Source organism: Streptomyces gilvosporeus (assembly GCF_002082195.1).
GTDB classification, from domain to species: Bacteria; Actinomycetota; Actinomycetes; order Streptomycetales; family Streptomycetaceae; genus Streptomyces; species Streptomyces gilvosporeus.
This window is the reverse complement of record NZ_CP020569.1, coordinates 3,662,753-3,677,330: the sequence shown is the minus strand read 5'-3', so window position 1 is coordinate 3,677,330 and position 14,578 is coordinate 3,662,753. Positions and strand designations below refer to the sequence as shown.

Annotated in this window: 14 protein-coding genes and 1 pseudogene; 11 read left to right on the top strand and 4 right to left on the bottom strand. The window is 70.8% G+C overall.

What is annotated here, in order from left to right; genetic code table 11:
• The first annotated feature begins 58 nt into the window (after positions 1-58).
• Both B1H19_RS16225 and B1H19_RS16220 read left to right on the top strand, forming a co-directional pair.
• On the top strand, positions 59-352 hold the full coding sequence (locus B1H19_RS16225) for a ribosomal protein L7/L12 (RefSeq protein WP_083105414.1): 294 nt from the start codon (positions 59-61) through the stop codon (positions 350-352).
• Between the two features lie 73 nt (positions 353-425).
• On the top strand, positions 426-1,886 hold the full coding sequence (locus tag B1H19_RS16220) for a dihydrolipoyl dehydrogenase family protein (protein WP_083105413.1): 1,461 nt from the start codon (positions 426-428) through the stop codon (positions 1,884-1,886).
• Between the two features lie 12 nt (positions 1,887-1,898).
• Here B1H19_RS16220 and B1H19_RS16215 read toward each other — a convergent pair whose 3' ends face one another.
• Positions 1,899-2,387 (bottom strand): SsgA family sporulation/cell division regulator, encoded by a 489-nt coding sequence (locus tag B1H19_RS16215; protein WP_083105412.1) that lies wholly within the window; start codon positions 2,385-2,387, stop codon positions 1,899-1,901.
• Positions 2,388-2,623: 236 nt separating this feature from the next.
• Between B1H19_RS16215 and B1H19_RS16210 the strand changes: the two genes are divergently transcribed.
• Both B1H19_RS16210 and B1H19_RS16205 read left to right on the top strand, forming a co-directional pair.
• On the top strand, positions 2,624-4,195 hold the full coding sequence (locus tag B1H19_RS16210) for an RDD family protein (RefSeq protein WP_083105411.1): 1,572 nt from the start codon (positions 2,624-2,626) through the stop codon (positions 4,193-4,195).
• Between the two features lie 135 nt (positions 4,196-4,330).
• The gene (locus B1H19_RS16205; RefSeq protein ID WP_083105410.1) at positions 4,331-4,996 is read left to right on the top strand and encodes an RDD family protein; all 666 of its coding nucleotides are present in this window, start codon (positions 4,331-4,333) and stop codon (positions 4,994-4,996) included.
• A 27-nt stretch (positions 4,997-5,023) separates the two neighbouring features.
• On the opposite strand, the gene B1H19_RS16200 is transcribed toward B1H19_RS16205, so the two are convergent.
• Positions 5,024-5,302, bottom strand: a complete 279-nt coding sequence (locus B1H19_RS16200; RefSeq protein WP_083105409.1) for a hypothetical protein — start codon at positions 5,300-5,302, stop codon at positions 5,024-5,026.
• Between the two features lie 413 nt (positions 5,303-5,715).
• Between B1H19_RS16200 and B1H19_RS16195 the strand changes: the two genes are divergently transcribed.
• Together B1H19_RS16195 and B1H19_RS16190 are read left to right on the top strand one after the other, a co-directional pair.
• Positions 5,716-8,148, top strand: coding sequence for an immune inhibitor A domain-containing protein (locus B1H19_RS16195; protein WP_083105408.1), 2,433 nt, complete (start codon positions 5,716-5,718; stop codon positions 8,146-8,148).
• Between the two features lie 122 nt (positions 8,149-8,270).
• Positions 8,271-8,606: pseudogene (locus tag B1H19_RS16190) on the top strand (hypothetical protein); the annotation flags it as partial.
• A gap of 148 nt (positions 8,607-8,754) precedes the next feature.
• Here the strand turns inward: B1H19_RS16190 and B1H19_RS16185 are convergent.
• Positions 8,755-9,351 carry an isochorismatase family protein gene (locus B1H19_RS16185; RefSeq protein ID WP_083105407.1) on the bottom strand — a complete coding sequence of 199 codons (597 nt, stop codon included), beginning with the start codon at positions 9,349-9,351 and terminating at the stop codon, positions 8,755-8,757.
• A 158-nt stretch (positions 9,352-9,509) separates the two neighbouring features.
• Positions 9,510-10,838 carry a nicotinate phosphoribosyltransferase gene (locus B1H19_RS16180; RefSeq protein WP_083105406.1) on the bottom strand — a complete coding sequence of 443 codons (1,329 nt, stop codon included), beginning with the start codon at positions 10,836-10,838 and terminating at the stop codon, positions 9,510-9,512.
• Positions 10,839-10,957: 119 nt separating this feature from the next.
• Here B1H19_RS16180 and clpS point away from each other — a divergent pair, with 119 nt between their 5' ends.
• The 5 genes from clpS (at position 10,958) to B1H19_RS39280 (ending at position 14,517) form a co-directional block, all read left to right on the top strand.
• Positions 10,958-11,266, top strand: coding sequence for an ATP-dependent Clp protease adapter ClpS (gene clpS, locus B1H19_RS16175; protein WP_030072305.1), 309 nt, complete (start codon positions 10,958-10,960; stop codon positions 11,264-11,266).
• Positions 11,266-11,862 (top strand): DUF2017 domain-containing protein, encoded by a 597-nt coding sequence (locus tag B1H19_RS16170; protein WP_083105405.1) that lies wholly within the window; start codon positions 11,266-11,268, stop codon positions 11,860-11,862. Before clpS ends, B1H19_RS16170 begins: the two co-directional genes overlap by 1 nt.
• 396 nt (positions 11,863-12,258) lie before the next feature.
• Positions 12,259-13,689 carry an amino acid permease gene (locus B1H19_RS16165; protein WP_083105404.1) on the top strand — a complete coding sequence of 477 codons (1,431 nt, stop codon included), beginning with the start codon at positions 12,259-12,261 and terminating at the stop codon, positions 13,687-13,689.
• Positions 13,690-13,810: 121 nt separating this feature from the next.
• Positions 13,811-14,236: a M67 family metallopeptidase gene (locus tag B1H19_RS16160; RefSeq protein ID WP_083105403.1), complete on the top strand. Its 426-nt coding sequence runs from the start codon at positions 13,811-13,813 to the stop codon at positions 14,234-14,236.
• A gap of 107 nt (positions 14,237-14,343) precedes the next feature.
• Positions 14,344-14,517, top strand: coding sequence for a putative leader peptide (locus tag B1H19_RS39280; RefSeq protein ID WP_107426016.1), 174 nt, complete (start codon positions 14,344-14,346; stop codon positions 14,515-14,517).
• Positions 14,518-14,578 lie beyond the last annotated feature (61 nt).

The following is a 14,578-nucleotide window of genomic DNA, read 5'->3' as shown; positions in this document are numbered from 1 at the left end:
GTCCGGTGCGGGTCCCGCGACTTTCCTGCCGGGAAACTCTGACGGTAGACTTTCCCGCATGGAAACTCTGATTCCCGGGATAGTCCTCGTCGTGCTGTCCATTGGCACCCTGGTCTCGAACACCGACCGCCGCGCCAAGGTCGCCGAACGCAAGCTGCGGACGCTGGAGCGCAAGGTGGACCTGCTGCTGGAGCACCTCGGCATCGAAGACCCGTCCGCCGACCTCGCCTTCAAGGAGATCGACGAGCTGCTGGCCCAGGACAAGAAGATCCACGCGATCAAGGCGTACCGCGAGCTGACCGGCGCCGGGCTGGTCGAGGCCAAGGAAGCGATCGACCGCCGGATGCGCTGACGGCCGCCCGGGCCGAGGATGGGGGAAAGGGTCCGCCGGGCCATCCCGCCCCCGCAGGGAGAGCGACGAGCCGATGGCAGCCACCGAAGCCACCCACGACGTCCTGGTGCTGGGCGCCGGTCCCACCGGCGAGAACGTCGCCGACCGGGCCCATGCCGCCGGACTGAGCGTAGCGATCATGGAGAGCGAACTGGTCGGCGGCGAATGCTCCTACTGGGCCTGCATGCCCAGCAAGGCCCTGCTGCGCCCGGTCACCGCCCGCTCCGAGGCCCGCCGGGTGCCGGGCCTGGCCGATGCGGCGGCCGGCCCGCTCGACGCCCCCGCCGTCCTCGGCCACCGCGACGCCTTCGCCTCGTACTGGAAGGACGACGGCCAGGTGCGCTGGCTGGAGACGGCCGGTATCGAACTCGTCCGCGGACACGCCCGGCTGGCCGGCCCGCGCCAGGTCGCCGTCGGCGACCGGGTGCTCCGGGCACGGCATGCGGTCGCGGTGTGCACCGGCAGCCGCCCGGTCCTCCCCGGCATCCCCGGGCTGGCCGACGCCAGGCCCTGGACCAGCCGGGACGCGACCAGCGCGAAGACCGTGCCGGGCCGGCTGGTGGTCGTCGGCGGCGGTGTCGTCGGCGTGGAAATGGCCACCGCCTGGCGCGCCCTGGGCGCCTCGGTGACCCTCCTCGTACGCGGCGACGGACTACTGCCCCGGATGGAGCCGTTCGCCGGACATCTGGTCGCCGAATCGCTCGCCGAGGCAGGCGTGTTCCTGCGCACCGGGGTCGAGGTGACCGAGGTCCGCCGCGAGGCGCCCGACGGCCCGGTGACCGTCGTCCTGGAATCCACCGCATCCGGCGCACCCGAGGGCGCCACCGGCTCGGGCGACGAGATCGTCGCCGACGAACTGCTGATCGCCACCGGCCGCGCCCCGCGCACCGACGACCTCGGCCTGGAGACCGTCGGCCTCGCACCGGGCTCCTGGCTCCGGGTCGACGACAGCTGTCTGGTGACGGACGTCCCCGGCGGCTGGCTCTACGGCGTCGGTGACGTCAACCACCGCGCCCTCCTCACCCACCAGGGCAAATACCAGGCCCGTATCGCGGGCGCCGCCATCGCCGCCCGCGCCCGGAACGTCCCGATCCTGGACCACGGCCCCTGGGGCGCCCACGCCGCCACCGCCGACACCGCCGCCGTCCCCCAGGTCGTCTTCAGCGACCCCGAAGCCGCCTCGGTCGGCCTGACCGCCGCCGCTGCCGAACGCGCCGGCCACCGCGTCCGCGTCATCGACCAGGACATCGGCGCGGTCGCCGGCGCCGCCCTGTACACCGACGGCTACCGCGGCCGCGCCCGCATGGTCGTCGACCTGGACCGCGAGGTGCTGCTCGGCGTCACCTTCGTCGGCCCCGGCGTCGGCGAACTCCTGCACTCCGCGACGGTCGCGGTCGTGGGCGAGATCCCGATCGAGCGGCTCTGGCACGCGGTCCCGGCCTATCCGACGATCAGCGAGGTATGGCTGCGGCTGCTGGAGAGCTACCGCGGCTGACCCCGCCACCCGCTACGCCCCCGCCTCGGGAAACTCCTGCGCACCCCACGTCCCGTCCGGGCCCGTCCCCTCGCCGTGCGCCATCGCCAGCAGATCGCTCAGTCCTTTGTCGAGCCTGAGCCGGTCCTTCTCCGTACCGGGCGGCACCACCCGCAGCGTGCGCTCCAACCACGCCGAGACCGCCGCGGCCGACGCCTCCACCAGCGCGTCGCCGTCCGGCGAGGTCAGCGCCATACACACCAGGCTGCGACCGTCCGCCTTCGTCGGCCACACCCGTACGTCCCCCTCGCCGCACGGCCGGAACACGCCCTCGACGAGCAGTTCGCGGGCGAACGTCCAGTGGACGGGGGAGTCCGAACCGATGTGGAAGGTGACATGGACGGCATAGGGGTCGTCGGTCCGGTACGTCAGCCGGGCCGGCACCGGAATGCTGCGCTCCGGCGACAGGACCAGGCCCAGTTCGAGTTCTCGTTCCACCACGGTGTGCCGCTCGTCATGCATCGTGTCCGCCTTTCTCCGATCTTGTGCGGACACCCGGAACGGGGCCGCACGGGTAGAGAGGCGTCACCCGCCGGACCCTTACACGACTTCGCACAACTTTTTTCGCGGGCCTCTTCCAGGTGGTCGTGGCGGGCATCCGCACAGATGTCACCCGGGGTCTGATAGATGTGGACGCCGCGTTGCGGCAGACTGCACCCCACACCCACCAGGCCGAGTACAGATACGGGACTTCGGACATGAGCGCCCCTACCTCAGGATCCGCCGGCGGCAGCCCCACGCCAGGCTTCTACCCGGACCCGTCCATCCCCGGCTACATCCGGTACTGGAACGGTGCCGCATGGGTGCCGGGCACCAGCCGGCCCGCCCCCGCCGAGGGCGAGGCGATGCCCGCGCCGCCGCCCGGCGCGGTTCCGGCGCCGGCGCCGACCCCCGCCGTGGAGGAGACCGGCCCGGTCTTCCTCGACGAGGACCCCGGCGGCGCCTCCGCACCGGCCGTACGCCAGGGCGGCGAGGTCGCGGGCGGGCAGGCCGCCGCGAGCTGGGACGACCCGGCGCGGCTGCACGGCACCAGCCCCGAACCGGCCTCCGCCTGGCAGGCCGACGCCTCTCGCCAGAACGGCTTCGGCGGCGGGGTCTCCTGGGGCTCGCCCGACTCCGGCGCGCCGTCCGGCGCGGCCGCCTGGGGCGCGGCCCCCGGCGAGCAGCAGCCCGAGGGCGCCGCGGACGTGCCCGGTACGGCCTCCTCCGCCACCCCCGCGCCCCGAAACCCCGAGGCCCCCGCCGACGGGACGGTCGCCATCCGCGCCGTCAAGCCGGGCCGCGGGTCCGCCGATCAGGGCACCACCGCGATCCGTGCGGTCAAGCCCGGCCGCGCGGCCCCCGCCGACCAGGGCACCACCGCCTTCCGCGCGGTGCGGCCGGACCAGGGCGGCGCCGGTGAGGCGGGCGCCCCGGCCAAGGGCAACGAGACCATGGCGTTCCGGCTGCCGCCGCGCGGCGCCGGCGGCCCGTCCGCCGCGCCCTCGAACGCCGCCCCGCAGGACCTGCCGTCCGTCGGCGGCCGGACGCCGGGCGTGCCGCAGCAGGGGGCCCCGCAGCAGGGTGCCCCGGCCGCGCAGCCGCCCGGTCCGCAGGGCGTCCCCGGCCAGGGCCTGCCCCCGCAGGCCGGTCCCCAGGGCGGTCCGCAGCCCGCCGCCCCGCAGCCCGGCTTCCCGCCGCAGGGCGGCAACGCGCCCGGTGCCGACGGCGTCATCCCCTGGAAGCCCCCGGCCGCCGATGTCTTCTTCGCGGCCGCGCAGGCGGCGGAGGGCCGCCCGGCCGAGCTCGGCCGCCGTCTCGGGGCCCGGCTGATCGACTCCGCCGTGGTGGGCGCGCTCACCGCCGCGGTCGCCGTCCCCCTGTGGGGCTCCGTCACCGACCACATCGACGCCAAGGTGGAGGCCGCCAGGCAGTCCGGCCGTGAGGTGACGGTGTATCTGCTCGACGGCACCACCATCCCGATCTTCGCCGTCATCCTCGCCGTCCTGCTCGTGGGCGGCGGTCTGTACGAGGTCCTGCCGACCCTCAAGTGGGGCCGCACCCTGGGCAAGAAGGTCTGCGGGGTGCGGGTGCTGGACATCGAGTCCCATGACACCCCCGGCGTCGCCGCGATCATCAAGCGCTGGCTGTGCTACAGCGTGCTGGGGCTGGTGGCCGTCGGCGTCGTCAACGCCGTGTGGTGTGTGTTCGACAAGCCCTGGCGGCAGTGCTGGCACGACAAGCTGGCGCGGACGTTCGTGGCCGCCGACGCGACGGAGTCGGCGGACTGACGGCCCCTCATCTGCGGTGAACGCGGGGGCGTGTCCGGCGAACGGACGCGCCCCTGTGGCCCGTCCGAGGCCGATATGCCCCCCGATTGGACGTCGCCGGATGCGGCGGCCCACGCGAGGCGTTCGACTCGGCCCATGAGCAGCGATCAGCCTCCGGGCCCCGGCCCCGATGAACCGCCGGAGAACGATCCGTTCCGGAAGCAGCCCCCGGAGCCGCAGGAACCGCCGGCCGGCGGGGGCGCCTCCGGCGGCGGTCCCCAGGGCGGAGCGGGCCAGACCCCGTATTCCCAGACGCCCTACGCCGACAACCCCTACGGGGGCGAGTACGGCGCGGCCGATCCGCTGGCGGGGATGCCGCCGCTGGCCAACCGGGGCCGCCGGCTGGTCGCGCGGATCATCGACGCGATCATCATCGGCGTACCGGTCGGGGTGATCATGAACGTGATCGTCGGCTGGGCGGACTACACCAGCACCAGCCGCATCGAGACCAGCAAACAGGCCACCGTCTCGGGCGTGACGATGCTGGTGTATCTGATCTACGAGGGGCTGATGCTCACCAGCCGCGGTCAGACGGTCGGCAAGATGGCGATGAAGATCCGGGTCGCGATGCTCGCCAACGGTGCGGTGCCGGCCGGGCAGGCGGGCTGGATCCGGGCCGCGGTCTATACGCTGCCGGAGGTCGTGCCGTGCTGCGGCTTCATCTTCTGGCTGGTCAACGTCCTGTGGTGCACCTGGGACAAGCCGTATCAGCAGTGTCTGCACGACAAGGCCGCCAAGACCGTGGTGGTCTCGACGGCCTGAGACTCCGATTCCCCGGAAGGCTCCGGGTCAGCCCGTGCGTTCGGCGGTCCGGGCCTCGACGGGCGCCGGCACCGCCCGCAGCGGAGCGGGCGCGGCGGCGGTGCGTACGGCGGCGCGGCGGGCCGCCCGGGCGGCGCCCGGCATCGGGACCGTCATCGCCACCAGCAGTCCGAGGCCGAGCCCCGCCAGGGCGATGACCGCGACCCCGATCCCGGTCTGCGTCTGCGAGAGCAGCAGCATCGCGAGGGTGGAGAGAAAGACGGTGGCCGAACCGTAGGCGAGCTGGGTGGCGGTCGGACGAGGCATGGCGGAATCCGTCCTCGGAGGGTCGGCGGAGAGTGAGGTCAAAGGCGCGCCATCGCACGAGCCTACGGTTCTCACTGCCCGTGGGGAACGGCAGGTAAGCGTGACCTAACCCACGGCTCCGGAGCACAGGGGGCGCACGGAGCCGTCCGAAGCGTGGAAGGGGCGTGCGAGGAGAGGAATCGCGCCTGTTGGGGAGGGGGCGCATGTCCGGAAGGCATATGCGACGGCGCCCGTGCGCGAGGGCGAAGGCCGGGCCGGGAGACGGGCGCGGAATGTTCGATAGCCGTAACTCGCGGGCCGGATAACGTACTTCGCCGACAATCACTACGTCAAGATCTGTCTTTTTCGCCGCGCTTCCGGTCGAATGCCGTCGAACAGTGACCAGTGACCGCTCGTACGGGAGGGCAGCGTCAATGAGAGGCCAGCGTCAAAGAAGAGGCGAAAGACGAGGCGAAAGACGAGGCAGAGCAGGGGTGTTGAGACCGGCCGCCCTGGCCACGGCGATCGCCGCGATCGGGGCGGCCGCTCTGTCGCCGGGGGTGGCCGCCGCCGACACCCAGGCGCCCCGGCCCGCGGCCAGCAGCCATGACCCGGCCCCCGAGCGGGCCGTGAACCACAACCTCAAGGGCCCGTTCACCGACAAGCAGGCGGCCCACCGCCGGGAGGCGCTCCAACGGGTCCTCGCGGGCCGGGCGCGGCCGACCGAGCGCGGCGGCTCGCAGGTCGTCCAGCTCGCCCGGGGCCAGTACGTCGAAACGGCCCGGAAGAAGACCGACAAGATCTTCACCATCCTCGTCGACTTCGGGGACAAGGTCGACGACACCACGATGTACGACCCGGACGGCGACGGCCCCAAGCCCCCGGTCAAGAAGTACGGCGGCGACCCCGGCCCGGCGCACAACCGGATAGCCGAGCCGGACCGTACGAAGAACAACAGCACGGCCTGGCAGAAGGACTTCGACCGGCAGCACTACCAGGACCTCTACTTCTCGCACGCCAAGAAGAAGCAGTCGCTGGCCAAGTACTACGAGAAGCAGTCCTCGGGCCGCTACTCCGTCGACGGCGAGGTCTCCGACTGGGTCCGCGTCGACTGGAACGAGGCCCGCTACGGCTCCAACTACTGCGGCCAGACCAACTGTGCCAACGCCTGGGACCTGATCCGCGACGCCGTCAACCAGTGGGCCAAGGACCAGAAGGCCAAGGGCCGCACCGACGCCCAGATCAAGGCCGATCTCGCGCAGTACGACCAGTGGGACCGCAACGACTACAACCACAACGGCAACTTCAACGAGCCCGACGGCTATATCGACCACTTCCAGATAGTGCACGCCGGCGAGGACGAGTCCGCGGGCGGCGGCGTCCAGAAGACCAACGCCCTGTGGGCGCACCGCTGGTACGCCTACGGCACCGACGTTGGCAAGACCGGCCCGGCGGGCAACAAGGCGGGCGGCACCCAGATCGGGGACACCGGCATCTGGGTCGGCGACTACACCATGCAGCCGGAGAACGGCGGCCTCGGCGTCTTCGCCCATGAGTACGGCCACGACCTGGGCCTGCCGGACGAGTACGACACCACCGGCACCGGGGAGTCCTCGGTGGACTTCTGGTCGCTGATGTCGGGCGGCTCCTGGCTGGGCACCGGCAAGAACACCATCGGCGATATGCCCGGCGACATGAGCGCCTGGGACAAGCTCCAGCTGGGCTGGCTCGACTACGACAAGGCCAAGGCCGCCACCAGGTCGACGCATGTCCTGGGCGTCGCCGAGCGCCAGACCCGGCACAAGCAGGCGCTCGTCGTCGATCTGCCCGCCAAGACGGTGACGACCGAGATCGTCCCGCCCGCCGACGGCGCGAAGCAGTGGTGGAGCGGGATGGGCAACGACCTGAAGAACACCCTCACCCGCTCCGTCGACCTCACCGGCAGGAGAACGGCGTCCCTGAACCTCAAGGGATGGTGGGACATCGAAAAGGACTACGACTTCCTCTACGCCGAGGTCTCCACCGACGGCGGCGCCAACTGGACGTCCCTGGACGGCACCGCGAACGGCAAGGCCATCCCGCGCGACGGCAACGACAAGCCCGCCCTGACCGGCACCGTCGCCGCCTACCAGGACCTCGTCTACCCGCTGGACGCCTACGCGGGCAAGAAGATCGACCTGCGCTTCCGCTACCAGACCGACGGCGGTTCCGCCCTCAAGGGCTTCGCCGCCGATGCGATCGCGGTGAGCGCCGACGGCAAGCAACTGTTCCACGACGACGCCGAGGGCGGCGACAACGGCTGGACCAGCAAGGGCTTCTCGCGTATCGGCGCGTCCTTCACCAAGGACTATCCGCAGTACTACATCGCCGAGAACCGCCAGTACGTGTCGTACGACAAGAACCTCAAGGTCGGCCCGTACAACTTCGGCTGGACCACCGCCAAGCCGGGCTGGGTGGAGCACTTCCCGTACCAGAACGGCGTGCTGATCTGGCTCTGGGACACCTCGCAGCCGGACAACAACGTCGGCAAGCACCCCGGCCACGGCCAGATCCTCCCCGTCGACGCGCACCCCAAGGCGGAGCGGTGGGCCGACGGCACGCTGATGCGCAACCGCTTCCAGTCCTACGACTCGACCTTCACCCGCTACCGGACCGACGCCCTGACCCTCCACAGGGACGGCGCGGAGACGACGATCAAGTCCCAGCGCGGGGTGCGGGTCTTCGACGATCACAACGGCGTCTACTACGACAGCGCCAACCCGACCGGCGGGGTGATCGTTCCTGACACCCACACCCGGATCAAGATCGCCAAGGAGGGCGAGGACGGCTCCTGGGTGGTGCTGCGCGTGGGCCCCTCGGGTAAGTAAAAGATAAAGTCGCAGGTCAGATGGTGTATCGGTCGTCGCCCCTAGCGGGCGGCGGCCGATTCGCGTTAGATGCGTCTTACGAGTTCCTTGTTGACGCGAAGTCTCACGGGGGAGATATGACGATGACCTGCGGTGGCTACATCAGGCTTCCTGGCGGAAGCGTGGTGGTCGCCCTCTCACTGCCCAGACCACCCCACGGCGACCGCCTGGGGCCCTACGACTGCGGCTGCCGGGTCCGGGTCCTGGTCCACGCCGCCAACCGCCAGCGCGCCCTGACCAGGCTGCGCAACCACGGCCTGCGGGCCGTCTTCCTGCGCGGCAATTCCGAGCCGCCGACCCCGGACGAGATCACGGCCGTGCTCCACCACCCCGACGGCCTCGTCTGGCGCGAGGCCCCGTGCGACGACACCGAGTCCTGGCGCCCCATACGGGCCCTGCTGCGGCCACCGGCGGCCGTCTCCGACACGGTCCCGGTCCCCGATACGGCCAAGACCTACCCGGGGCTGGTCCCGCTGCCGGTGTCGTTCCCCGACACGGTGGCGGAAGCCTTCAGCAGCTCGGGGGTGTGACGACGCGAAGACGGCGAGCCGCCCCCACGGGGGCGGCTCAGCCGGCGGCCAGCACCGGCTTGCCGGACAGCTCCGCGCCCGCCGCCCGCAGCTCCTCCAGCGCCCGCTCGGTGGTCCCGGGCGCCACGCCCGCGGTCAGATCCAGCAGGACACGGGTGTGCAGCCCCGCGCGCAGCGCATCCAGCGCGGTGGCGCGGACGCAGTGGTCGGTGGCGATACCGACCACATCCACCTCGGTGACCCCCCGCTCGCGCAGCCACTCGGCCAGCGGGACGCCGTTCTCGTCCGCGCCCTCGAAACCGCTGTAGGCCGCCGCGTACTCGCCCTTGTCGAAGACCGCGTCCACCGCGCCCGAGGCGACCGCCGGGGCGAAATTCGGGTGGAAGCTGCTGCCCTCGGTGCCCGCCACGCAGTGCACAGGCCAGCTGTGCACGTAATCGGGGGCGGTGGAGAAGTGGTCGCCGGGGTCGATGTGGTGGTCCCGGGTGGCCACGACATGGCGGTAGCAACCGCCGGCCGCCTGGCCCACCAGATCGGTGATGGCCGCCGCGACCTCCGCACCCCCCGCCACCGCGAGGCTGCCGCCCTCACAGAAGTCGTTCTGCACATCGACGACGATCAATGCCCGGTGCATGGTGTGTGCCTTCCGGCTGGGAACGGGGGAGGGGCGCGGAGTGCTGGTGTGACCGAGGGTAGCCACTGGATGCCGACTGCGGGAGGGGTGCGGCCGGGGCCTGTCCGAGGGGCCGGCGTGGGCCCTCGTGACCGCACCGGCCGCCCCGCGTCACGGCCTCACAGGTACTCGGTGGGCAGCACCGGCTCGCCCCGCGAGAGCTGGGTCGCCGAGAGCGGCAGCGAGGCGCGGGCCGCGATATGCCGGCTGCGCGCCGCATCCAGCGGCTCACGTGCCACCACCTCGCCGCCGCGCACCAGCGGCACCAGCAGCTGCCGCTCGGCCAGCTCCTCGGGCACCGGCCCGGTCCCCACCACCTCGGCCTCCGGCACACCGTCCTCGTCCGGCCGCCGCGCCGCCCACTTGCGGCCGCCGATCGAGATCTTGCTGCCCATCGACTTCTTCGCCACCGGCCGCAGCGGCGCACCGGGCGCCTCGCTGTCGGCGCGGGCGACCAGCTTGTAGACCATCGAGCAGGTCGGATGCCCGCTGCCGGTCACCAGCTGGGTGCCGACGCCGTACGCATCCACCGGGGCGGCGGCCAGCGAGGCGATGGCGTACTCGTCCAGGTCGCTGGTCACCACGATCTTGGTCTTCTCGGCGCCCAGCTCGTCCAGCTGCTGACGCACCCGGTGGGCTATCAGCAGCAGATCGCCGGAGTCGATGCGGACGGCGCCCAGGTCCGGCCCGGCCACCTCCACGGCGGTGCGCACCGCCTCGGTGACGTCGAAGGTGTCCACCAGGAGCGTGGTGCCGCCGCCCAGGGTGTCGACCTGGGCGGTGAAGGCGTCGCGCTCGGTGTCGTGCAGCAGGGTGAAGGCGTGGGCGCTGGTGCCCACGGTGGGGATGTTGTAGCGGAAGCCGGCCGCCAGGTCGGAGGTGGTGTGGAAGCCGCCGACATAGGCGGCGCGGGCCGCGGCCACCGCCGACAGTTCGTGGGTGCGCCGGGCGCCCATCTCCATCAGCGGCCGGTCGCCGGCCGCCACCGCCATCCGGGAGGCCGCCGCGGCCACCGCCGAATCGTGGTTGAGGATCGAGAGGATCACCGTCTCCAGCAGGACCGCCTCGGCGAAGGTGCCCTCGACCCGCATGATCGGCGAGCCGGGGAAGTAGACCTCGCCCTCCGGGTAGCCCCAGATGTCGCCGCGGAAGCGGTAGTCGGCCAGCCAGGCCAGCGTCGGCTCGTCCAGGATGCCGCGGGTCCGCAGGAAGCCGAGGATGGTCTCGTCGAACCGGAAGTTCTCCACCGCGTCCAGCACCCGCCCGGTGCCGGCGACCACGCCGTAGCGGCGGCCCTCGGGCAGCCGGCGGGTGAAGACCTCGAAGACGGAGCGCCGGTGCGCGGTGCCGGCGCGCAACGCGGCTTGCAGCATGGTGAGTTCGTACTGGTCGGTGAAGAGCGCAGTCGACGGCACGGCCACCGGCAGCCCCAGGTCTGCTGTGTTCATAACGGCGATGCTACCTCCAATACTCGTCACTTTGACGATTTCCGGTCGGACGCACTGCCGGCCCCCCGACGCGACCCGCGCGAGGGGCGTTTGTGCGTCGCCCGCCCCCGGGTGGCAGCATGGGGCGTGTGAGTGTTCCAGTGGAGATCGAGCGTCCCGAGTCGAGCGAGGCACCGTTCGAGGTCCCCGAACCCGATGTCCCATGGGTGACGATCGTCCACAACGACCCCGTGAACCTCATGAGCTATGTCTCCTACGTCTTCCAGACGTACTTCGGTTACTCCAAGGACAAGGCCCATCAGCTGATGCTCGACGTCCACCACAAGGGCCGCGCGGTCGTCTCCAGCGGCAGCCGCGAGGAAATGGAGCGCGACGTGCAGGCCATGCACGGCTACGGCCTGTGGGCCACCCTTCAGCAGGACCGCTGATGGCCGGCCACTTCGAGCCCCTCCCCGAGGGGGGCGCCGCCGTCGCCCTCGACGAGGTCGAGATCTCCATCCTGCGCAGCCTCGCCGTCCAGCTCATGGAGCTGATCGGCCCGGGTGACGAGGAAGCGGGGGGCGAGGCCGAGGACCCGCTCGCCGCCCTCTTCAACGACGGCCCCAGCGAACCGCCCGCCGACCCGGTCCTGGCCCGCCTCTTCCCCGACGCCTACGGCGGCCCCGACCTCGTCCCGGACGACGACGTACGCGCCGCGTCCGCCGAATTCCGCCGCTACACCGAGAACGATCTGCGCGCCCGCAAGCGCCAGGACGCCCTCTCGCTGGTCCGTGCGCTGGACTCGCTCAGCCCCGGCATCGACCAGGGCGCGGTGCTGCGCCTGACGCCCGACGAATGCCGCCAGTGGCTCGGCGCCCTCAACGACCTGCGGCTTGCCATCGGCACCCGCCTGGAGGTCACCGACGAGGAGGACGGCGGCGAGCTGCTGCGGCTGCCGGACACCGACCCGCGCAAGCCGATGGTGATGGCGTACCTGTGGCTCGGCGGACTCCAGGAGACGCTCGTCGAATCGCTGACGGGGTGAGCGGCGGGGCCTGAGGATCTCGCGCCGAGGGCCCGTCCGGGAGACCGGACGGGCCCTCGCCGTCTGCGCGGGGTCTTCGCAGGGAGATATCGGGGCGAACCGCTCAAGGTGTTCGCTCAGCGGAGGCTCAAATCCGGATAACGATCGCGTCACCGCGCCGGTGTGTTCCACCGCCATTTTCACCCTTTGTCCTATTTTCCCTGTGGCCCGGCTCACGACGCCAGTAGTTGATCTCGTAAACACCGTGATAAATGTTCACGACCTGCCGCGCGTGACGCCACCCCTGTCGCCGCGGGAGCGCTGAGCCGGCCGACCGTCGGCGTACAGGAACTCCATCCGGGGGGTCGGGACCCGACCCGGACAGGCCGGGTCGGAATGGAGAAAGGCGCACCACTCATGACCTCAGTGCAGGTCGAAAAGCAACACGACGGCAACGAGGCCGCTGGAGACGCCTCCGAAGAGGGCTACCAGCGGGGTCTGGGAAACCGCCAGATCCAGATGATCGCCATTGGCGGCGCCATTGGTACCGGTCTGTTCCTGGGCGCGGGCAAGGCCATCTCCATGGCCGGGCCGAGCATTATTCTGGCCTATGCCCTCGTCGGCATGGTCATCTTCTTCATCATGCGGGCCCTGGGCGAACTGCTCATGTACCGGCCCGTTTCCGGCTCCTTCTCCGAGTACGGACGCGAATTCCTCGGCCCGTTCGTCGGCTTTGTGACCGGCTGGACCTACTGGCTCTTCTGGGTCGTCACCGGCATTACCGAAGTGACCGCCGCGGCCACCTACGTCCAGTACTGGAACAAGGGCATACCGCAATGGGCCTCGGCACTGGTCTTCACCTGCGCGCTCTTCGGTATCAACCTGATTTCCGTCAAGATCTTCGGTGAGCTGGAATTCTGGTTCTCGATGGTCAAGGTCACCGCGATCATCGGCATGATCCTCATCGGCCTCGGCGTCATCACGCTCGGTTTCTCCAACGCCGGTGACACCGCGTCCTTCGCCAATCTCTGGTCCCACGGCGGCTTCTTCCCCAAGGGCATCGGCGGCACGCTGATGACGCTCCAGATCGTGATGTTCGCCTTCCTCGCCGTCGAACTGGTCGGCGTCACCGCGGGCGAGGCGACCAACCCGAAGAAGGTCCTGCCCCAGGCGATCAACACCGTGCCGTGGCGGATCGGCCTCTTCTACATCGGCGCGCTCATCATCATCCTGTCCGTCGTCAGCTGGACGGTCTTCAAGCCCGGCGTCAGCCCCTTCGTCGCCGCCTTCCAGCAGATCGGTCTGCCGGCCGGCGCCGGCATCGTCAACTTCGTCGTGCTGACCGCCGCGCTCTCCTCGGCGAACTCCGGTATGTACTCCACCGGCCGCATGCTGCGCGACCTCGCGCTCAACGGCCAGGGCCCGAAGTTCTTCACCAAGCTCAGCAAGAACGGCCTGCCCACCTGGGGCACCGGCGTCTCGGTCGGCATGATGCTGTTCGGCGTCTGGATCAACTACGTGGCGCCCGGCGAGGCGTTCAACTACGTCGTCTCCTTCGCCACCATCTCCGGTATGTGGGCCTGGATCGTCATCCTCCTCTCCCAGCTGCGCTACCGCGCCAAGGCCGACCGCGGCGAACTTCCGCAGTCGGAGTTCAAGGCGCCCGGCAGCCCCTACACCTCGGTCTTCGCGCTGGCCTTCATCGGCATGGTGATCGTGATGATGGGCCTCGACCCGGACGCCCGGATCTCGCTCTACGCGGCCCCGGTGTGGGCGGCCATCCTGGGCGTCGGCTACCTGGCCATCAAGCGCCGGGAGTCGGCCGCGGCCCCGGCCGAGAAGGACTGAGCCACCCCGAAAAGGGGGTCGAGTCGCCACAAAAGGGACTGAGCCACCCCGTCCGTCCAGCATGTGGGCCCGTACGTACCACCCTTCGGTACGTACGGGCCCCTTGCTTATCCTTGGCGCCATGCTGACCCTCACCAAGGCCCTCCACGACCAGATCGTCGAGCACGCCCGCCAGGACCACCCCGACGAGGCCTGCGGCGTGGTCGCGGGACCGGCCGGCAGCGGCCGGGCCGAGCGGTTCATCCCGATGCTGAACGCCGCCCGCTCGCCCACCTTCTACGAGTTCGACTCCTCCGACCTGCTCAAGCTCTACCGCGAAATGGACGACCGGGACGAGGAGCCGGTGATCATCTACCACTCCCACACCGCCACCGAGGCCTACCCCTCCCGTACGGACATCTCGTACGCCAACGAGCCCGGCGCCCACTATGTCCTGGTATCCACCGCCGACACCGATGACGCCGGACCCTTCCAGTTCCGGTCCTTCCGGATCGTCGACGGCGTGGTCACTGAGGAAGACGTCGAGGTCGTGGCCGCATACGCCTGACCGCGCGAGGGGCGCCGAAAAGATCGCGTCCCACCTGGTGTACACCGTCCGTCCGCATCTTGGGACGAGGTTCCGATCCCCGGACCGGGAATCGATACGATGACCGCATGGTTGACCACGACGTGAGCGAGAAGAGGCCGGGCATGCTGCTGCTCGCTCCGCTCGCCACGCGTCGCTCCGCATCCGCCCTGCTGGGCGCGTTCGGCTGCGGAGCCGCACGCCTGCACGTCGATCTGTGCCGCCTCTCCAGCGCCATCTGTCCGCGCTGCGCCGCCGCCTGATCCGGTTCCCCAAGCTCTCAGCTTCGTTCGAGCAGGGGAGACCCCAATCACCGATCCCGCG